Origin of the sequence: Oribacterium sp. oral taxon 078 str. F0262 (genome assembly GCF_000160135.1) — a bacterium.
Classification (GTDB): domain Bacteria; phylum Bacillota; class Clostridia; order Lachnospirales; family Lachnospiraceae; genus Oribacterium.
Genome location: NZ_GG729933.1, coordinates 678720 through 696817, shown reverse-complemented (window position 1 = coordinate 696817; position 18098 = coordinate 678720). Strand labels below are relative to the sequence as shown.

Annotated in this window: 17 protein-coding genes and 1 tRNA gene; 2 read left to right on the top strand and 16 right to left on the bottom strand. The window is 56.0% G+C overall.

The window, feature by feature from the left end; all coding sequences use genetic code 11:
* Window positions 1-2: 2 nt before the first annotated feature.
* Window positions 3-1466 carry a sugar transferase gene (locus tag GCWU000341_RS03200; protein WP_009214290.1) on the bottom strand — a complete coding sequence of 488 codons (1464 nt, stop codon included), beginning with the start codon at window positions 1464-1466 and terminating at the stop codon, window positions 3-5.
* 1079 nt (window positions 1467-2545) lie between these two features.
* Here GCWU000341_RS03200 and saoL point away from each other — a divergent pair.
* On the top strand, window positions 2546-3064 hold the full coding sequence (gene saoL / locus GCWU000341_RS03195) for a MerB-like organometallic lyase SaoL (protein ID WP_040653003.1): 519 nt from the start codon (window positions 2546-2548) through the stop codon (window positions 3062-3064).
* 392 nt (window positions 3065-3456) lie between these two features.
* On the opposite strand, the gene saoC is transcribed toward saoL, so the two are convergent.
* The 9 genes from saoC to GCWU000341_RS03150 all read right to left on the bottom strand — a co-directional run bounded on the left by saoC (window position 3457) and on the right by GCWU000341_RS03150 (window position 11449).
* Window positions 3457-3957 (bottom strand): Cys-Cys-COOH (seleno)protein SaoC, encoded by a 501-nt coding sequence (gene saoC, locus GCWU000341_RS03190; protein ID WP_009214287.1) that lies wholly within the window; start codon window positions 3955-3957, stop codon window positions 3457-3459.
* A complete protein-coding gene (gene saoE, locus GCWU000341_RS03185) occupies window positions 3954-5045 on the bottom strand; it encodes an efflux transporter SaoE (protein WP_009214286.1) in 1092 nt (363 codons plus the stop codon). Before saoE ends, saoC begins: the two co-directional genes overlap by 4 nt.
* The gene (saoT, locus tag GCWU000341_RS03180) at window positions 5042-5302 is read right to left on the bottom strand and encodes a thioredoxin-like (seleno)protein SaoT (RefSeq protein WP_009214285.1); all 261 of its coding nucleotides are present in this window, start codon (window positions 5300-5302) and stop codon (window positions 5042-5044) included. The genes saoE and saoT overlap by 4 nt, the downstream gene beginning before the upstream one ends.
* On the bottom strand, window positions 5299-6072 hold the full coding sequence (locus GCWU000341_RS03175) for an ABC transporter ATP-binding protein (protein WP_009214284.1): 774 nt from the start codon (window positions 6070-6072) through the stop codon (window positions 5299-5301). Before GCWU000341_RS03175 ends, saoT begins: the two co-directional genes overlap by 4 nt.
* Entirely contained in the window at window positions 6059-6862 is an 804-nt protein-coding gene (saoP, locus tag GCWU000341_RS03170; protein WP_040653001.1) for an ABC transporter permease subunit SaoP, read from the bottom strand. The genes GCWU000341_RS03175 and saoP overlap by 14 nt, the downstream gene beginning before the upstream one ends.
* Window positions 6799-7608: an ABC transporter substrate-binding (seleno)protein SaoB gene (saoB, locus tag GCWU000341_RS03165; protein WP_009214282.1), complete on the bottom strand. Its 810-nt coding sequence runs from the start codon at window positions 7606-7608 to the stop codon at window positions 6799-6801. The genes saoP and saoB overlap by 64 nt, the downstream gene beginning before the upstream one ends.
* The gene (gene saoX, locus GCWU000341_RS03160; protein WP_155812582.1) at window positions 7589-8833 is read right to left on the bottom strand and encodes an ABC transporter substrate-binding subunit SaoX; all 1245 of its coding nucleotides are present in this window, start codon (window positions 8831-8833) and stop codon (window positions 7589-7591) included. Before saoX ends, saoB begins: the two co-directional genes overlap by 20 nt.
* A 280-nt stretch (window positions 8834-9113) precedes the next feature.
* The gene (locus GCWU000341_RS03155; RefSeq protein ID WP_009214280.1) at window positions 9114-10262 is read right to left on the bottom strand and encodes a double-cubane-cluster-containing anaerobic reductase; all 1149 of its coding nucleotides are present in this window, start codon (window positions 10260-10262) and stop codon (window positions 9114-9116) included.
* Window positions 10259-11449 carry a double-cubane-cluster-containing anaerobic reductase gene (locus GCWU000341_RS03150; RefSeq protein WP_040652999.1) on the bottom strand — a complete coding sequence of 397 codons (1191 nt, stop codon included), beginning with the start codon at window positions 11447-11449 and terminating at the stop codon, window positions 10259-10261. Before GCWU000341_RS03150 ends, GCWU000341_RS03155 begins: the two co-directional genes overlap by 4 nt.
* Before the next feature lie 212 nt (window positions 11450-11661).
* Between GCWU000341_RS03150 and GCWU000341_RS03145 the strand changes: the two genes are divergently transcribed.
* Window positions 11662-13833 carry a Tex family protein gene (locus GCWU000341_RS03145; protein ID WP_009214278.1) on the top strand — a complete coding sequence of 724 codons (2172 nt, stop codon included), beginning with the start codon at window positions 11662-11664 and terminating at the stop codon, window positions 13831-13833.
* A 5-nt stretch (window positions 13834-13838) separates the two neighbouring features.
* Here the strand turns inward: GCWU000341_RS03145 and GCWU000341_RS03140 are convergent, their stop codons facing one another.
* The 6 genes from GCWU000341_RS03140 to GCWU000341_RS03115 form a co-directional block, all read right to left on the bottom strand.
* Window positions 13839-15578 (bottom strand): ABC-F family ATP-binding cassette domain-containing protein, encoded by a 1740-nt coding sequence (locus GCWU000341_RS03140; protein WP_009214277.1) that lies wholly within the window; start codon window positions 15576-15578, stop codon window positions 13839-13841.
* A gap of 168 nt (window positions 15579-15746) precedes the next feature.
* On the bottom strand, window positions 15747-15917 hold the full coding sequence (locus GCWU000341_RS03135) for a DUF362 domain-containing protein (protein WP_009214276.1): 171 nt from the start codon (window positions 15915-15917) through the stop codon (window positions 15747-15749).
* Window positions 15918-16101: 184 nt separating this feature from the next.
* A tRNA-Val gene (locus tag GCWU000341_RS03130) sits at window positions 16102-16174 on the bottom strand.
* A gap of 93 nt (window positions 16175-16267) precedes the next feature.
* The gene (locus GCWU000341_RS03125) at window positions 16268-16591 is read right to left on the bottom strand and encodes a hypothetical protein (RefSeq protein ID WP_196794790.1); all 324 of its coding nucleotides are present in this window, start codon (window positions 16589-16591) and stop codon (window positions 16268-16270) included.
* Window positions 16592-16704: 113 nt separating this feature from the next.
* Window positions 16705-17202 (bottom strand): DNA-deoxyinosine glycosylase, encoded by a 498-nt coding sequence (locus tag GCWU000341_RS03120; RefSeq protein WP_009214274.1) that lies wholly within the window; start codon window positions 17200-17202, stop codon window positions 16705-16707.
* Window positions 17202-17945 carry an enhanced serine sensitivity protein SseB C-terminal domain-containing protein gene (locus GCWU000341_RS03115; RefSeq protein WP_009214273.1) on the bottom strand — a complete coding sequence of 248 codons (744 nt, stop codon included), beginning with the start codon at window positions 17943-17945 and terminating at the stop codon, window positions 17202-17204. The genes GCWU000341_RS03120 and GCWU000341_RS03115 overlap by 1 nt, the downstream gene beginning before the upstream one ends.
* Window positions 17946-18098 lie beyond the last annotated feature (153 nt).

Below are 18098 nucleotides of genomic sequence, written 5' to 3'. Positions count from 1 at the left end.
TCCTATTCCGAGCCCTTCCCGCTCACTACGACGAGAATGGTCTTGGCCAAAATCTTAAGATCCAGCCACAGGCTCCAGTTATCGATATATTTGCAGTCCAGGCGGACGACGTCCTCGAAGTCCTTGATCTCGGATCTCCCGCTGGCCTGCCACATCCCGGTGATCCCGGGCTTCATGGCGAGGCGCCTCTTATGGTAATTGCTGTACTTCTTGAACTCATTGACCGTGGGGGGACGCGTTCCGATCAGGGACATGTCGCCCCGCAGGACATTGAAAAACTGCGGAAACTCATCGAGAGAGGTCTTTCGGATAAACCTTCCGACCTTCGTGATCCTCGGATCGTCCTTCATCTTGAACATAAAGCCGTCCATCTCATTCTTCTCCATGAGCTCGGCCTTCCGCTTCTCCGCATCCTGATACATGGATCGAAACTTATACATCCTGAACTTCCGCCCGTTCTTTCCGATCCTCTCCTGCGAGAAGAGCACCGGCCCCGGCGACTCCAGCTTGATCGCCGCGCCGAGAAAGAAAAAGAGGAGGAGCGCGATGAGGGAACCCACGATGCCGCTCAAAATGTCGATGAGCCGCTTGATCAGCATGTAGCGGAGCTTCGGCTCCGGCTGATCCAGAAGCAGCATCGGAGAGCCGTTTCTGGCATAGAGCAGTGTCCTCTGTATGGCCGGACTGTATTTCTCCTCCTCCAGGGCGAGCGCGCGGTCCAGCTTCTCCACCGTCGGGAGATTCAGATGGACGGAGATCCCCATCTGGATGAAGTTCCGCACCGCGTCGATGATGTCCGGCTCCTGCGTGTCTTCCGTGATGAGATAGATCTCATCCAGCGCATTCTGCTGCACCCAGGAGACATAATCCCTCCGCCCCGCTACGACTGGGATATGATCGATCTCCTCCGCCTCCTCCGGTCTTCTCTCCCGGTCCAAAAGCGCGATGGCCGCCACCTTCCGGTACCAGTCTCCCTTCAGGAAATCCGAGAATTCCGCCGCCCGCTCCGAGCTCGTCGCGAGGAGGACAAAGGAAGCGCTCTGCGTCTTATAGAAGTGGTTGATCGTCCAGTTCTGCACAAAGAAGAGGAGGAAGGCCAGGATGGGGAGGAAGAACAGAAGAGAGCAGACAAAATAATATCTCGACTGCGTGACACTGTTCTTTTGGAGCAGCAGGATCGCGGCCCAGATCCCGGCCAGAGCGATCGTCGATCCCAGACTCTTCCAAAGGCTCCTCCAGAGACTGATCCTCTCAAAGGCATAGGCCCCGTCATAAAGGCGAAGGCTCATCGCGGCAAAAGCCGCGAAGCACAGCGGCCCCAGGGTATTGCGAAAGATATTTTTCTGCAAAAACTGCGGCGTCAGCTTATCCTCCCGGAGCAGATAAAAGGATAAGATCCCCGCGAGGACTGCGGAAAAAAGGTAAATCAGAACCGTAATCGTTAATTCCAGTTTTTTTCGCTTCATAATTCCCTGCGGCGCACTCCCCCGGCCGAAGCCGAAGTCGCCCCTCCCCCCTCTGTGCTCTCCGCTTCCCCGGAGAAGATATGCATTTCTCTATTCTATCCGGAATGATGCCGCTTGACAATTTAATTTTTTAAGTCCCTGTCAGGCGCCGGAACGGACGCCGTGTTTACACGAGCGGCCATTCCGGCATCTGACAGGACAACAGATATGAGCATGCAGGGCGGCAGCCCGAAATGCGAATAGCTGTTATGGATTGCGAAAGCAGCAGCGCTGCGAAGCAATCCATGGGACTTATCTCGTCCGCAGTGCCGAAGCCTTTGCCATATGAGTTCCTCTGACAGACAGGACAACAGATATGAGCATGCAGGGCGGCAGCCCGAAATGCGAATAGCTGTTATGGATTGCGAAAGCAGCAGCGCTGCGAAGCAATCCATGGGACTTATCTCGTCCGCAGTGCCGAAGCCTTTGCCATATGAGTTCCTCTGACAGGACAAGAGATATGAGCATGCAGGGCGACAGCCCGGAATGCGAATAGCTGTTATGGATTGCGAAAGCAGCAGCGCTGCGAAGCAATCCATGGGACTTATCTCGTCCGCAGTGCCGAAGCCTTTGCCATATGAGTTCCTCTGACAGGACAAGAGATATGAGCATGCAGGGCGACAGCCCGGAATGCGAATAGCTGTTATGGATTGCGAAAGCAGCAGCGCTGCGAAGCAATCCATGGGACTTATCTCGTCCGCAGTGCCGAAGCCTTTGCCATATGAGTTCCTCTGACAGGACAAGAGATATGAGCATGCAGGGCGGCAGCCCGGAATGCGAATAGCCGTTATGGATTGCGAATAACTGCTATGGATTGCGAAAGCAGCGGTGCTGCGAAGCAATCCATGGGACTTATCTCGTCCGCAGTGCCGAAGCCTTTGGCATATAGGTTTACTGCATAAGTATCTGTTATGGACTTCAAACATCTGTTATGGATTTCGAAGACAGTCGTGCCCCGCTAAAGTCCCGATTGCCAGAGGGGGGGCTTTCCACTATACTGGCGGCAGATCCCCTATTGTCCGTACGAAAGGAGAGATGGAATGAAGGATTTATCCGCTGCCATAGATGTCATAGGAGAGAAAAATATCTCCCGAAAATTCAATGAGAGAGAGAACGCACTCCGTTTCTTTCTCATGAATTTCATCATCGATCATAAAAGGGCCTTTGATCTTTCGCAGGATGCCCTCTGTGCGATGGATGCCTGTCATATGAGCCGGAAAGAGTACCAGGATGCCATCTCCGTCCTCAGGGAAAGAGACGGCATTGTTTCGAACGAGGATCAAAAGGTCTGTTTCGTCTATCCCATTTCCGCTTTGGAGACGGAGCACCAGGTCCTCCTCGGGGATGGGAGAAGCTGCTTTGCGATGTGCGCGATCGATGCGCTGGGCACCGCCTTTAGCTTTCAGCAGGATGTTGAGATCCGCTCCCGCTGCGCGGTCTCCGGAAGGGAGATCCGGATCTCTGTCCGGGACGCTTCCATCGCCTCCGCTTCCCCGGAGAATTTCTACGCCCTGACCTTTAAGCTGGAGGAGCTCACAAACTGGTCCGGCTTCTGCTGAAATGTTATGAAATTTTTCTGCGGGCCCGCAGAATTCGATCAATACGTCCGAGAGCAGGAGCTGGATCCCTCTCTTATCATAAAATGCGACGCAAAAAAAGCCCTCCGGGAGGCGAGGGAAATCTTTCTTTGCCAAGGTCCGGAAGAGTGATGGAAAAATCCGAAAAAGCCCGGCTCCACCGTCTTTTAGACGGCGCGAAAGCGCCTCCGACAGGGCCTCTTGCAGTAAGCCGAAAGTGAGACAAAAGCCAAAACCGGAAGCTTTGGATAAAGGGCGGCGGGACCGGGAAGAGGGTTTTCGCTGAGGGAAGGTGCTCTTCTGAAGGAGGCAGAGACTGACTGACCGCTGTAACTGCTGCAAGCGCCGATAGAAGAAAAATCATAAGGCCTTCTTCAGCAGCAGTCCTTCATCCCCTCTCCGAAGAGATCCTTGAAGCTTCCGTCGATGATCCGGTAAACGGCATAGCCGAGCTTCCCGTTTTTTTCTCCGGTAATCAGTGTCTCAAGAGGAGCGATCCTGTCCATGTCAAAAAATTTGATCTTCTGATTTTCTCTCGGGGCCGGAACGGCATCCGTTTCCCGCAGCTCTTCTCCCTCCCAGTAGAGGACGATGCTCTCGATCCGCTCCTCCTCCCCGGAGATAACGACGAGGTCCCGTCTCCCATCTCCCGTGATGTCCTCCCCGCAGGCGAGGATTATGCTTCTCTCCGGATGCCTCTTCTGAAATTCCAAAAGAAGGGGATCCCTCTCGGAGACCATCGGCGCAAAACCGGCTTTTTCCGCGGAATGACGCTCCCTTTCCGAAAGGAAGCTCCGCAGCGCGGAAAGCGCGGTGATTAAGAGAAGGAGAAAAAAGAGCAGAGCGAAAAACCGGATCAATCTCTTCCTCATCATCCCTCTTTCTCTCCAAAGAGCCACTTCTTAAGCCAGAGCCAAAGCGAAAAGAGCGCATAGCCAAAAAGCAGGGCGCTGCACAGGTACTGAAGCCAGGAGGGAAAGATCAGGAGCAAGCGATTGGCGCTCTGAATACTGTGGCTCGTGCGGTCATAGTTTAAGACCGGCTTAAAATTCGGAAGCAGGCGGTTTGCCGCATAGCCCGCTATTTCCGAGAGCAGGATCACCGACAAAGAGTAGAGGATCACCGCCCTCTTTCCGATACAGCGCCCTATCGTCAAAAGCTCCGCGATATTCGTCGCGCAGCCCGCCATCAGGAAGGTCACGGCCACGCCCGGTGCAGCACCGCTCGCAACGACCGCCGCGATAAAGGGAATGTGCCCCACCGCGCAGACATACATCAGAGCCGCGACCGCCGTGATTCCGAGAAGGGAGATCATCCCCGGCGAACCGAGATAGCGCTGAATCGCCCCCTGCGGCACGACCGTGAAAAGGACTCCCGCGATCAGCATGCCGGAGACCGTGTATTTGCTGATCGCGAGCGAGAGCTCCGTAAAAGCCCAGCGGAGTCCCTCCCGGAAGCGCACAAAAAGAGAGGGCTTCTCCTCCTCCAGAAAAAGCTTCTTCGCTTTCTTCTCATAGGCCGGTCTGTAGTAAAGCTCCTCTCCCGCGAAGCGGTTTGCGATCATTCCGATCAGAAGCGGCCCCAGGAGGCCGGTCAGTACGTAGATGGTCGCGATCTCCTTCCCGAGGAGACCATAGGCCAGGATGACCGCGATCGGATTGATCATCGGTGTCGAGGTCATAAAGGTGAGGACCGGTCCGAGATAGGCCCCCGAATAATACATGCTGATCCCGAGCGGAATCGTCCCGCAGCTGCAGATCGGAAGGCAGGCGCCGAGCAATGTCATCCCTAAAATCCCGGAAAATTTCCTGGAGCCAATGGCAAAACGCTGCATCCTTTCCAGGCTCACAAACTCGTGGATGATCCCCGCGGCAAAAAAGCTGAAGATCATCCACACGGAGGCGCTGTTCAGCATGGAAATCGCAGAGAGCAGGACATCCCTCAGAAAAACCGGAAGGCTCATTCCTCCCCCCTCCTCAGCGCCTCTTCAAAGGCCTCCTTCACTACCGCCCGCGAAAGACGCCGGTAGGCCTTCTCTTCATTCACAACCAGGAGACTTTTCGTGAGCGCGCCATATTTTTCGATATAGTCCGTATCCTTCCCCGCTGTATATACCTTTGTCTCCACCTCGGGATAGTCCTTCGCGAGCTCCTCCGTATACTTCGCGAGCTCCGCGCAGCAGGCGCAGGCCAGAATAAATTCCAGACAGGGCTTTTTCATGCTTCCTTCTCCTTTCTTTTTGCGAGGAAGGCCTTCCGGAGAAGGGAGCTGAGATGATGGCAGATCGCCTCAAATTCCGCGCTCTCCCGATTTCTGCTCCTCGAAAGCGAAACGGGGACCTCCTCCAGAATCTCTCCTTCCGTGCTCATTACGATGACCCGGTCACTGAGAAATACCGATTCCGGGACATCGTGCGTCACCATGACCACACTGATCCTTGCCTCCTGGAGGATCCTCTCCAGCTCATTCTGCATCAGCTCCCGGAGCTGGAAATCCACGGCTCCCAGCGGTTCATCCATGAGCAAAATTCCGGGTCTTCCCGCAAGGGCCCTGGCCACCGCGGCCCTCTGCTGCATGCCTCCGGAAAGCTGAATCGGATACTTATCCCTGTGCTCCTTAAGATGCGACATCTCGAGAAGCTCCTCCAGCCTTTTCTTCTTCTCTTCCTCCGACATGCCGGTAAACTTCATCCCGTAGGAGATATTTTTCTGCACGCTCATCCAGGGAAAAAGCATATAATTCTGAAAGACATAGCCTCTCTCCATAGAGGGGCCCTCGAGCTTCTTCCCATCCAGAAAAATCTCCCCCGCACTCGGCGCCTGAAAGCCCCCTATCATGCTGAGGAGCGTCGACTTCCCGCAGCCGGATGGCCCGAGCAGAGAGACAAACTCGCCCTCATCGACTGTGAAGGAGAGATCCCGGAGTACCTTCCTCTCTCTTTTCCCCTCCGAGAATACCTTTGTAATGTGGGAAAGCTCAAGTCTTCCCATTCCGGAACCTCCATCCTGTCAGTTTTCTCTCGAGGAGACGGATCAGCTGATCGATGAAAAGTCCGACCAGGGCCGACATAATCATAAGGGAATAAAGCTTCGATGTCTGAAGCCTCTGCTGCGCCTCGATGAGAAGGTAGCCAAAGCCCTTGTTGGTCGCGATAAATTCCGCGCAGATCACGCTCATCCAGCCGGCGCCGACCGCGAGGCGGAGCCCCGTCAGAAAGCCCGGCATCGCCCCCGGGACAATGATATCCCGGTAGATCGCTGCCGTCCCCGCCCCCATGCTTTTTGCCGCATTGATATAATTTCTGTCGATAGAGGATACCCCGGAAACCGTGTTCAGGATGAGCGGAAAAACCGCGCTCATAAAAATCAAAAATACCGTAGGTCCCTCCCCGAGACCGAACCACACGATGGACAGGGGCACCCAGGCCATGATCGGAACCTGGCGGATGGAATTGACAATGGGAGAAATCAGCTGAAGCGCCGTCTCCGAATAGCCCATGGAAAGCCCCAAAACCGTTCCGATGAGCGCCGCATAAAAGGTCCCCGTCAATACTCTGCACAATGTGATTCCGAGATTCAAAAGGACCCGGGGCTCTGTCCAGTCCCGGAGAAATTCCCCCATTGTCTCCGAAAAATCCGGCAGAATCATCGGCCTGTCGATCCACTTCGCCGCAAAGTACCAAAGGACAGCGAGAAGGAGGAGCACCGATATGCTGATCAGCCTCCTCTTCCCTCTCTCCCTTCTCTCAGACTCTCGAAGCTTGGCCCCATAGCCTTCCACTGTTCTCTCTTCTCCTTTGTAATTTCGTCTTCCCTCATATAGTGGGAAAGAAGTCCTGTGATCTCCCTCTCGTTCGAAAGTTCGGGCAGCTTTTTCTCATAATCGGAAAGCAGCTTTTGGAAGGCTTTCTTTTTCAGACAGTCCTCCCGGGCGACGAGCACTGCGCTGACCGTCCCCTCCCCGAGCTTTCGAAGCGGAAGAGAGAGGGACAAAGCGGTGCCGAGATCCAGCACCGCGGCATCGATCTCTCCTCCAAAAAGCGCTGTCGGGAGGGCAGAGGGACTCATCGGGAAAAGCTCCGCCGAAGGGTATGCGGCCTCCAAGCTTCTCCGCTGTGTATCCCGCTGATTCATATATCCGATTCTCCGGATCTCCCTCCCCGCTTCGGCAAGCGCCAGAACATCGGTATCCCTTGCGATCACGCCAAGCTCCACATAATCCTCCCGAAGAGAGCGGAGTTTCTCCGCGGCATCCTCGCAGAGCAGCGCGGCGTCAAGCTCTCCGGTGACAAGAGACATCATGGCATAGGAGCCGCAGCAGTCTCCGAAAACCGTCGGATCCGCGACCGCATCCACATCCCTCTGCTCCTCGATGAGCTCCATAAAAAGCCGGGAGGCCAGGTCCTCTCCGCAGGCGATCCTGAATTTCTCCTCCCTCCGCCGAAGATATGGCCAAAGGAGGGAGAAGGCGAGAAGCACAGCGGGGAGAAGGAGCAGGAGGAAAATCCTATATCTTCCTCTCCTCATAGACCGAGAGATCCGCTCCCTCCGCGTGATCGATGGCGAGCGCCTTCTTCTTGAAATCCTCGTAGCTCATCCCCTCCGGAAAAACCGGATCGACCTTCTCCTTCGCAAAGTCCTCGAAATTCTTTGCGCCGCACTGATCAAAATAGCTTAAGTCCACGTAGTCCTCGACATTGACCGTATTGATATCGTCCCGGATTCCATACTCCCGCATGGTGGCGAGCTGATTCCTCATATAATCCAGATTGAGATCCCAGCGTATGGTCCGGCCCTCGTCCACCAGCTTCCTCCAATAGGTCATGAGAGCCACCTCCACCGGGACATTATAGTAGGCGGAGAAGATCCTCGCCGCGCGGTAGGGATGCTCATACATGTATTGAATACAGAGCGTATGCGCTAAGAGCATCCTCTTCGCAAGCTCCGGATGCGCCTTGGAAAAGGTATAATTCATCGCGACCTTACAGCAGGTGCCGTGCCCCGACGGGCGGTCGGTATCCTGGCGGACCATGACGTGTCCGGCCTTGCTGTACTCGGCCATGGAGCCCCAGGGATCACAGCAGATATAGCCGTCCAGGGAACCCGCCACCAAAGCGAGATACTCATCCGAATCGCTCATCTCCTGATTATCGTATTTTGTGATGTCCTCCGGGATATTAAGCTGCTTCGTCCACTCCGCCCAGTTCAGGTTGTTCTTTTCCGGCTCCGTCCCAACGGAGATCTTCTTCCCGATGAGCTCCTCCGGCTTCCCGATCTTGTTGCTGACGACCAGATACTCGCTGCCTCCCGTATGATTTTCCGCCGCGATAAAAAGCGGCACATGCTTCTGCACCGCGCTCAGCGTCGTCGTCCAGCCGCAGTACGCCATGTCCATCTGTCCCGCGCTCATTGCCTCCGGCACATTGCCGTTTCCCGTCGTCTTCACTGTGATTCCGAGGGCCTTGAAAATCCCGGTCGCCTCTCCGAGGCTCGCCGCCGCCATATGATCGCAGTTATAGTATCCGAGATTCACCGTATAATTTTTGTCTTCCTCCGAAAGCTCCGGGAGAGAATAGCCGGAGAGAAGCTCCGAGACGATTTCTCCGTCGTTTTCCTCGGAATCCTTCTCCGCCTTCTCCGAGCCGGACGAAGAAGCGGAAGAATTTCCCTTCTCCGTGCTCCCGCAGCCCGCAAGCCCCAGAGCAAGCGCCGCTGCCAAAACGAGCGCCTCTCCCCTTCTGAATCTCTTCATCTTTCGTTCTCCTCGCTTTTTATCCCGCCCGGGTCCTTCTCCGCTCTTCCCGGCGATTGTTTCTCTCCCGGGCAGCTTCCCTTTCTTTTTCGTTTCCCGCTTTTCGCTTTCTCCGCCGCCTTCTTCGGCGTCAAAAGCAGACACAAATACAGTATAAATCAAGGCGGATAAAAATAAAAATTTGGATTACGAATAAATTCTCTTATTTATAGCAAATTTTAATCCATCTTCGCATCCGCAGCTCTCTTTCCGGAGAAAGCGGGCGGGATTTTCCTTTCGATCAGAGGAGCTCCAAAAAGGCCTCCATCCTGGTCGCAAGCCTCGGGATCTCCGATCGGGAATAGTCGACCTCTACGGAGCTGTAGGGAATCTTCAGACCCTCTGAGAGCTCCCTCACGGAGAAGCGCTCCACGCTGTAGGAATGGCAGGTTCTGAGCACGATATCCACGATCCCGTCGATCCGGTACTCCTTCGAGAGCTCCCGGATCCTGTCCAGTCTCCTTCGGTTCGGATCCATAACCGCGCATCCGATCTCCAGACAGCGGTCCGCGATCGCCTCCATGATATCCTCCCGATCGATATCCACCATGGGATAGACCTCCTTCAGTCCGCCGCAGTTTTCCAGGCAGACGACGGAGGCCCCGGCGCTTTCGATCAGGCGGAGCGTCTTCTCTGAAACTCCTCCTATCGGGCAGCCCGTCAGCAGGATTCTCTTCCTCTCCCTCTTTTCCGGAAGAAGGCGGGATCTCTCCTCCAGATAGGCCGTGAGCTCACAGAGGAGAGAGATGCGCCCGGGGAGAGGAAAAAGTCTCTCCGTTCCCTCCAAAATCAGGAAGAGCTCCTCCCCGGAGAGAGGGGCCGGTATCCTTCTTAGGAGCTGCATGAGACGAAGCCTTGCGAGACGATAGGAATTCCTGGCTCTCGAAGCGGCCCGGAGCTCTTCCCCGCATATAGTCCTTCCCATTCTTTTTTCGAGCTCGCGGAGAAGCCTCCTGCACTCATGGATCCACATTTTCCTCGCATAAGGGCGGTCCGCTCCCTGAGGAAGCTGCATAAGATAGAGCTCCTTTTTCTCTGCGAGAAGCTCATACATCTTTTTCTTCCCATCACAGCTCGTCTCTCCGATGACGAGCTCGGAAAAGCTCATGCAGGAGCTCCTTGGAGAGAAAAGCTCCCCGTATCCGCTCTGGATTAAGGGGCAGAGATTTCCCGGAAGGTCCTCCCCGGAAAGTAAGATGCTGCTCTCCTCCCCGTTTCGGAGGTTCACAGAGCAGATCCCGGCGGCATCCAGGATCTCCAGCGGCACGAAACTGCAAAAGACCCCGGCGATTCTCGCCCCCCTCTTCTTAAGAGCGTCCAGATAGCTTCTCTCCTCTGCCCTGATATTTCGAAATCTCGAGAGGAGCTCCCGGTATTCTTCGTCGGTCATTTCCTCTTTCCTCCTCTTTTTCTGCTCTCCAGAAGCTCCAAAAAGGCCTCGATCCTGGTCTTCAGCTGTTCCCTGTCGTTCGGATAAAAGTCCGTCTCAAGCTTCATATGGGGGACGCCCTTCTCCTCACAGCTCTTCCCGATATTCCTGGACTCGATCCCGAAGGGATTACAGGAATGGAGATTGACACTGATCACGCCGTCTATCCTCCACTCGTCGATGGTGGAGCGCACCTGCTCCATGCGGCGCTCATTCGGAGACATGACGGCGCAGGGGACCTCGAGATATTTCTCCGCGATGGCGAGAATCGGGTCCTTATCCGGGGACTCATCGATCAGCCTCCTCCTAGAGGATATGCCGCAGCAGCCCTCATAGCAGACGACAGCGGCCCCCGCCCTCTCGATCGCCCCGATGATCTTATCCTCCGTCCCCCCGAGACCGGCGCCGGAGATCAGGATGCGGAGCGGACGGCGCTTCCCGCTGTAGGGCCCTCTCCCCGCCCTGTACTCCGCCTCGCATTCTTCGATCTTCGCCTCCGTTTTCCGAAAGCGCTCTTCCTTATCGAAGATAAACTGACTCCCGTCCATGATGCTCCGCATCTCCAGCCCCGTGATGGCAGGCGGATCATATCTTCCAAGCTCATAGAGCCTTGCCATAAGCCGCCTCTCCCGGTTGCCTCTCCGAATCGCCCTGCGGATTGCCTCCTCCGAGATTTTAAGATCAAAGCTCTCCTCCAGCTTCTCCTTAAAGGCCTCTATTTCCATCCTCCAGTAGAGAAGAGATCTCTCCGTATCCGGGACATTGGGGAGGTGAATAACATGCATCGGCTTCAGGCGGCCGAGCATTTCATACATCTTTTTCTTTCCGTCGCAGGTCGTCTCTCCCATCACAAGATCCGAGAAAAAGGCGTAGGGACAGGTTTTATCCAGGACATGACCGTAGCTTGCCTTGATAAGAGGACAGAGATTTCCCGGGAGGTCCCTCTCCGCGGAGGGGATCGCCTCCGCGCTTCTCCCGCAAAGCCCCACCTCACAGAGCCCCGCGGCATCGATGAGCTCGGAGGGCGTATACTGGCAGAAGGTCCCCACCACGCTCTTTCCCTCCTCCTTGAGCCTCTTCATCCGGAGGAAGCCTTCCTTCCTGACATCCTCAAATTCCAAAAAATTTTTCGGCAGCTCCACGCCCATTCCAACGCCCCTCCCTTCGGCTTTTTCTTTCAGTCTAAGGCAGAGCGCGCTTTCGTCAAATTGTGATTTCTGATGAATCCCGACGTTTATTGCGAAGGTCCCCATAAGGGCCTTTCAAAAAATGCCGGATTTCTATCGCCCGGGAGCATCGGGACATGCTATCATAGAGGCACTTTCGGGAAATGTCGGCATAAGCTTTATTGGAGAAAAAAATGAATCTTGCAGGAACGCTTTCGAAGGAGCTGGGACTCCGTCTGTCGCAGGCAGAAGCAGTGATCGGAATGATCGACGAGGGGAATACCATCCCCTTTATCGCGCGCTACCGAAAGGAGCGAAGCGGCGGAATGGACGATGAAATGCTCCGAAGCTTCGAGGAGCGGCTCCGCGGCCTCCGGAGACTGGAGGAGAGAAGAAACTCTGTCCTTTCCTCCCTCGAGGAGCAGGGGGCTCTGACGGATGCCCTTCGAACGAAGGTAATGGAGGCGGAGAGCGCCTCCGCCCTGGAGGACATCTACCGCCCCTATCGTCCCAAGCGGAGAACGAGAGCGATGATCGCGAGAGAGCAGGGTCTTCAGGCTCTTGCGGACTTTCTCCTGGAGGAGCGGCCGTCCCGCCCCGTGGAGGAGGAGGCGAAGCGCTATCTCGATCCGGAGAAGGGGATCCTTGGGACGGCGGACGCAATCCGGGGCGCGGAGGATATCCTCGCCGAGCAGATCTCCGATGAGGCGGGCTTTCGCTCCTTTATCCGGGAATTAAGCTTCTCGGTGGGGCTTCTTGGCTCAAAGCTCCGGGATGAGGCTCTCCGGGAGGAAAAATCGGTCTATGAGATCTACTTCGACTTTCAGGAAGCCGTGAAAAGCCTTCCTCCCCATCGGATCCTGGCAATCAACCGGGGTGAGGCGGAGAAGGTCCTCAGTGTAAAGCTTTTGGCTCCGGAGGACAAAATCCTGGATCGGCTTTTGAGCGCGGTTCTCCGGCGGGGAAACCGCTTAAGCCGCCCCTTCCTCGAAGAAAGTGCCAGGGATGCCTACCGGCGTCTCATCGCCCCCTCTATCGAGACCGAGCTTCGAAATCAGCTCACGGAGCGGGCGGAGGAGAGCGCGATATCCGTCTTCGGGATGAATCTAAAGCAGCTTCTCCTACAGCCTCCTCTCTCCGGGAAGGTCATACTCGGCTGGGACCCGGGCTTTCGGACCGGATGCAAGCTCGCGGTCATCGATGAGACGGGCAGAGTTCTGGATACCGCCGTCATCTACCCCACGGCCCCGAGGCATGAGATCCGGGAAGCCCTCTCGCTCCTCTCCTCCCTCGTAAAAAAGTACGGCGTCAGCCTCATCTCCCTCGGAAACGGGACAGCCTCCCGGGAGTCGGAGCAGATCATCGCGGACTTCATCCGGGAGAGCCGTCTTCCGCTTCGCTATGTGATCGTAAACGAGGCCGGGGCCTCCGTCTACTCCGCGAGCAGGCTCGGCGCGGAAGAATTCCCGGACTTCGATCCCGGGCAGAGAAGCGCGGTCTCCATGGCGCGCCGTCTCCAGGATCCTCTTTCGGAGCTCGTAAAGATCGATCCTCAGTCGATCGGCGTCGGACAGTACCAGCACGACCTGAACCAGGGGAAGCTCTCGGAGAAGCTCCGTGCCATCGTCGAGGACTGCGTAAACTCCGTCGGAGTCGATCTGAACACCGCCTCCGTCCCCCTCCTCTCCGCGGTATCCGGCATTTCCCGCTCCCTCGCAAAAAATATCGTCTCCTACCGAGAATCCCACGGAAGCTTCGCGGAGCGGAGAGAGCTTCTCCTTGTCCCAAGGCTCGGGCCCAGGGCCTATGAGCAGTGCGCGGGCTTTCTCCGCATCACGGGGGGAAAAGAGCCTCTCGATGAAAGCGCCGTGCACCCCGAGAGCTACGATGCCGCAAGAAAGCTTCTCTCTCTCCTCGGTCTCTGCGAGGAGGATATCCGAAACGGAAGGACGCGGGAGCTCGAGAGCCTCCTATCCGAGCGGGGAATACGAAAAAAAGAGCTCATGGATGCGACGGGACTCGGAGAGTACAGCCTCTCCGATGTCCTCCGTGAGCTGGAAAAGCCGGGAAGGGATCCCAGGGCATCCCGTCCCGCTCCGCTCCTTCGCTCCGATGTGCTGAAGCTCTCCGACCTGAAGGAAGGCATGATTTTAGAGGGCGTCGTCCGAAATATCACAGACTTCGGCGCCTTTTTGGATATCGGTGTCCATCAGGACGGACTCGTCCATATCTCAGAGCTTGCGGAGCGCTATGTGAAGCATCCCTCGGAGCTTCTGAGACTCGGTCAGGTCAAAAGGGTCCGGATCCTCTCCGTCGATGAAAAGAGGGGGCGGATCTCCCTCAGCATGAAGAAAATCCCCTCCTGATCACCTTATCCGAGCCGTTCCAGCTCCTCGGAAAAGCGCTCCCAGTCCTCATAGAGCTCCGAGAGTCTCTCTTCCGCCGCCTCCTTCTCCCGGTGAAGCTCCATGAGGCGTCCGATATCGGAGGCGATCTCCGGGAGCGCCATCTGCTCCGTGAGCTCCCCGCTCCTTTCCTCCAGCTTCTGAATCTCCGCCTCCGTCTTCTTTAATCCGTTCTGCGCCTTTCGAAGCTCCGCCTGATGCTCCTTCTGTCCGGCCCAGTCCGTCTTTCCGGGGGACATCGTTTCCGGGGGAGGGGTGGAGCTCTCCTGCTTCGCCCTCCTCTCTCCTCTGTCCTCCCCTCTCCCGGCCGCTCCGTATCTTCTTACATCCTCTCTCTTCTCGAGATAGTAGTCATAGTTTCCGATATAATTATCAAAGCGCTCCTCATAGAGCTCCAGGATCCTCCCCGCGGTCCGATTGATGAAGTAGCGGTCGTGGGAGACGTAGAGCACCGTGCCCTCATAATTCCGAATCGCCTCCTCCAGGACCTCCTTCCCCTGGATATCCAGGTGATTGGTCGGCTCGTCCAGGATCAGGAAATTGGAATCCGAGAGCATCAGCTTCGCAAGGCTCACCCTTCCCCTCTCTCCTCCGGACAGATCCCCGATCTTTTTATAGACATCGTCCCCCATGAAGAGGAAGGCCGCGAGGATACTCCGAAGCCTCGTATTGTCGAGCTCCGGATAGCTGTCCCGGATCTCGTCGAAAATCGTCTTCTCCAGATCCAAAACCGCGTGCTCCTGGTCATAATAGGCCGCCTTAACCTTCGCCCCCAGGCGAAATTCCCCGCTGTCCGCCGGGATCAGGCCGTTCAAAATCTTGAGGAGCGTCGTCTTCCCGCTTCCGTTTCCCCCGATCACGGCGACATGCTCTCCCCTCTTAAGAGAAAAGCTCACATGGGAAAACAGCATTTTCCCATCATAGGACTTTGAGAGCTCCCGCACCGAAAGGACATCATTTCCGGAGAGAAGCTTCGGCATCAAAAGAAGCCGCATCTCATTCTGCATCTCCTCCGGTCTCTCGAGGCGTTCCATTTTCTCCAGCATCTTCTCCCGGGATTCCGCCCTCCTGATGGACTTCTCCCGGTTGAACTGCCGGAGCTTCTCAATGACGGCCTCCTGATGCCGAAGCTCGAGCTGCTGTTTTAGATAAGCCTTCCTCTCCGCCTCCCGGATCTGGCGCTTCTTCTCCGCGTACTCCGTGTAGCTGCCCCGATACATCCGGGCTCTCCCCCCCTCGAGATCAATGATCTTCGTCACGATCCGATCCAGGAAATAACGGTCGTGGGAGACGAGGAGCACCGCTCCCGAGTAACGCTTCAGAACCTTTTCCAGCCATTGGATGGACTCTATGTCCAGATGGTTCGTCGGCTCATCCAAAATCAAAAGCTCCGGCTTGTCGAGAAGGATCTCCTCCAGCCTTTTCTTCGTCTTCTGCCCCCCGGAGAGGATGTCGTATTCCCTGTCATCCTGCGCCATATCCGCGTGCTGCTGCGCAAGGTAGCCGATCTTCTTTCCCTTTGCGAAGGCGATCATCCCGCTGTCCGGCTCCTCCTCCCCCAGGATGCAGCGAAGAAGCGTCGTCTTTCCGGATCCATTGATGCCGACAATCGCGGCCTTCTCCTTCTCCTCCAGATGGAAGGAAACGTCCCGGAGCACCGGCTTGTCCAGGAAGGCTTTATTTAAATTTGAAATATTGATCATCATAAGGGAAAGTATAGCGGATTGCCCCAAATGCCGCAAGGCTCTCCCGGGGACAAAAGGCTCCCCTTATCCCGGAAGTCATGAAAAGAGGCGCTGTCCCGGGAATACAGGCGGGAATAGAAAAAGAACCCCTCCTCTCGGAAGGGCTCTTCCCGCCTCGAAGTCTCCTGATTACTCCGCGGTGATTGCTCCGGTGGGGCATACCTCCTCGCAGGCGCCGCAGTCAATGCAGCTGTCCGCATCGACGACATACTTGCTCTCTCCCTCGGAGATCGCCTGAACGGGACATGCGGATGCGCATGCGCCGCAGCTTACGCACTCGTCGCTGATTACATGTGCCATGTTTTGTCCTCCTTGTTTAAATAGATAGATTCTTTCCGGCCTCTCGCCGTTCCTTTATTCTAGTCGATTTGTCTCAGACTGACAAGTAATTAAAAAAAATGCGCTTGTTCCATTTCAGATGCAGAAAAAAGCAAAGAGAAAAAGCCCGGTCTCCCCGGGCCTTTCCGTCTCTTCGCTTTTCCTCTGGGCGTTACAGGACTCGAACCTGCGACCCCCTGCGTGTGATGCAGGTGCTCTACCAGCTGAGCTAAACTCCCAACGGCTATGATACCATAATCAGGGGAAAATGCAAGCCCCAAAAAGATTGCTCTCCGCCTGTCTCCCCGCCTATCTGCCCCCTCAAGGTCTCCCTAGGCTGTCCGTCTCTCCGCGGAAGTGGAAGAGAAGGCGGAAGCCCGCTCCCCGGCTCTCCCGGAAGCGGGAGGCAGAACTCTCTTTCGGCTTCTCCCGCCGACTCTCCTCCTTCCGGCCTTCCTTCTCCGCTCCGCTCTCCTCTTAGCCTCCTCCCTCTCCGCATCTCTCCGGCTGAGCTCCGAGAGAAGGAGCAGCAGAGCAAAAATCAGAAAGCCCAGAGCCCTCAGCCAGGAAAATCTTGACAGGCCGAATATTGAGGCCGAAAAGATCAAAAAGCCGGCCGCCCTGTCCGAAATCCTCAGAAAATCCATCCGATCCACCGTCCCTTTCCCGCGACATCCGATGGATCGATTATAGCACATATGTTCTTCTATGTAAACTTATGTTTTAGGAATATTTGTTCTTTTTTATAGGCTTTTCCTTGGCGGCTTTCTCAGGATCCCTCCCTTATGACGCGGTATTCCTCGATCAGGCGCTCCAGAGAAAGCGCGCAGTTTGCGGGACTTGTGGACGGGAGGAGGCGGGAATGGAGCCCCGTCCTCGGATAGCTCAGCTTCTCGTAGAAGCGCTGCGCCGCCTTACCGCTGCAGTAAATCCTTCGAATCTTTGTTCTTTTTAAAAGCTCCGGGATATCCGTCGGGACCGGGTCCTCTATCGAGCTGTCACTCGCCCCGGAGATGAGACAGCTCGACAGAGCGTCCCAGAGGGCGATGTGATGCCGGTGGACGAAATCCTTCCTCTCCTCCGTCGTCTTTGGGAGCGGCTCCTCAAATACGGCGGAAAGCACTCTCCAGAAGCGGTTTCTGGGATTCGCATAATAAAAACCCTCCTCCCTGGATATCGGAGAAGGGATGGAGCCCAGGATCAGAATCTCCGCGTCCGCGTCGTATTCTGCCGGGAATGCGCTGTGATCAACTCTCTTTTTTTCCATCAGCGGTGAATTGCCTTTCTGTAGAAGGGGAGGAGGGAGGCGATCGCCTTCTCCGCCTGGTCCAGTCTTGCGGAGAGCAGGGCGACCGGGCGGCCGTTCCCGAAATCCTTCGCAAGCAAAGAGATATTGGCAAAGCTCGGCTGGATCTGCCCGATATGATTTACGATGATCACATAGCAGAGCTCCCCGTTGAGCTCCGCCTCCTGGAGATAGGCCGCGCTGACATTCGGGTCCTGCGACATATACTCCCGGAGCGCATCCAGCATCTCCCAGTAGTCTCCCGTCGGCTCCCGGAAGCGGATCTCCCCCTCTACCTCGACCGCCTCCTCCCCGAGCTCTCTCGCTCTCTTTACGCGGAGGGCATCCATAATCAGCTTTCTTCCGAGAATCATGTCCTCCGTCCCCGCATCGATCACGAAGCCGGAGATCCGCTCATCCCCGAGAGACATCCCGGCAAGCTGCCGAAAGTCCAGCACCGCATAGCTTTTCTCCTCCGCATTCCAGTGCTCTGCCCTCTTTTTCGAGGTGAAGATCGCATAATAATGATGCTTCTCGCCGTCATTGAGGACGGCAAATGCGGGCTTTCTCTCCCTCCCGATCCCCGCGGTCTTCATCGGCATATAGAACTCCGCATCCTGCGTCAGCGCATCCAAAAAAAATCTCTTCGCCGCGGCAGTCTGCTCCTTTCGAAGCCTCTCCATCGCGATGATAAAGCGCCCGTTTTTCTTCTCCGTGTGGTCCATGACAAATCCCCCGATAGTATCAAGTCAAGCTTCCGACTGACTTCACTGCTCTCTGACCGGAGTATTCTACCATAGCGCGGAGCTTACTACAAGCCGACGCCGCAGCGCGGGCGTCGAACCGTATCCCCGCGGAAGAAGCCAATCCGATTCCCG

Excerpts from the sequence above, each read along its gene's own strand:
- GCWU000341_RS03200 (WP_009214290.1), bottom strand. The coding sequence starts at position 1,466 with ATGAAGCGAAAAAAACTGGAATTAACGATTACGGTTCTGATTTACCTT.
- saoL (WP_040653003.1), top strand. The coding sequence starts at position 2,546 with ATGAAGGATTTATCCGCTGCCATAGATGTCATAGGAGAGAAAAATATC.
- saoC (WP_009214287.1), bottom strand. The coding sequence starts at position 3,957 with ATGATGAGGAAGAGATTGATCCGGTTTTTCGCTCTGCTCTTTTTTCTC.
- saoE (WP_009214286.1), bottom strand. The coding sequence starts at position 5,045 with ATGAGCCTTCCGGTTTTTCTGAGGGATGTCCTGCTCTCTGCGATTTCC.
- saoT (WP_009214285.1), bottom strand. The coding sequence starts at position 5,302 with ATGAAAAAGCCCTGTCTGGAATTTATTCTGGCCTGCGCCTGCTGCGCG.
- GCWU000341_RS03175 (WP_009214284.1), bottom strand. The coding sequence starts at position 6,072 with ATGGGAAGACTTGAGCTTTCCCACATTACAAAGGTATTCTCGGAGGGG.
- saoB (WP_009214282.1), bottom strand. The coding sequence starts at position 7,608 with ATGAGGAGAGGAAGATATAGGATTTTCCTCCTGCTCCTTCTCCCCGCT.
- saoX (WP_155812582.1), bottom strand. The coding sequence starts at position 8,833 with ATGAAGAGATTCAGAAGGGGAGAGGCGCTCGTTTTGGCAGCGGCGCTT.
- GCWU000341_RS03155 (WP_009214280.1), bottom strand. The coding sequence starts at position 10,262 with ATGACCGACGAAGAATACCGGGAGCTCCTCTCGAGATTTCGAAATATC.
- GCWU000341_RS03150 (WP_040652999.1), bottom strand. The coding sequence starts at position 11,449 with ATGGGCGTGGAGCTGCCGAAAAATTTTTTGGAATTTGAGGATGTCAGG.
- GCWU000341_RS03145 (WP_009214278.1), top strand. The coding sequence starts at position 11,662 with ATGAATCTTGCAGGAACGCTTTCGAAGGAGCTGGGACTCCGTCTGTCG.
- GCWU000341_RS03140 (WP_009214277.1), bottom strand. The coding sequence starts at position 15,578 with ATGATGATCAATATTTCAAATTTAAATAAAGCCTTCCTGGACAAGCCG.
- GCWU000341_RS03135 (WP_009214276.1), bottom strand. The coding sequence starts at position 15,917 with ATGGCACATGTAATCAGCGACGAGTGCGTAAGCTGCGGCGCATGCGCA.
- GCWU000341_RS03120 (WP_009214274.1), bottom strand. The coding sequence starts at position 17,202 with ATGGAAAAAAAGAGAGTTGATCACAGCGCATTCCCGGCAGAATACGAC.
- GCWU000341_RS03115 (WP_009214273.1), bottom strand. The coding sequence starts at position 17,945 with ATGGACCACACGGAGAAGAAAAACGGGCGCTTTATCATCGCGATGGAG.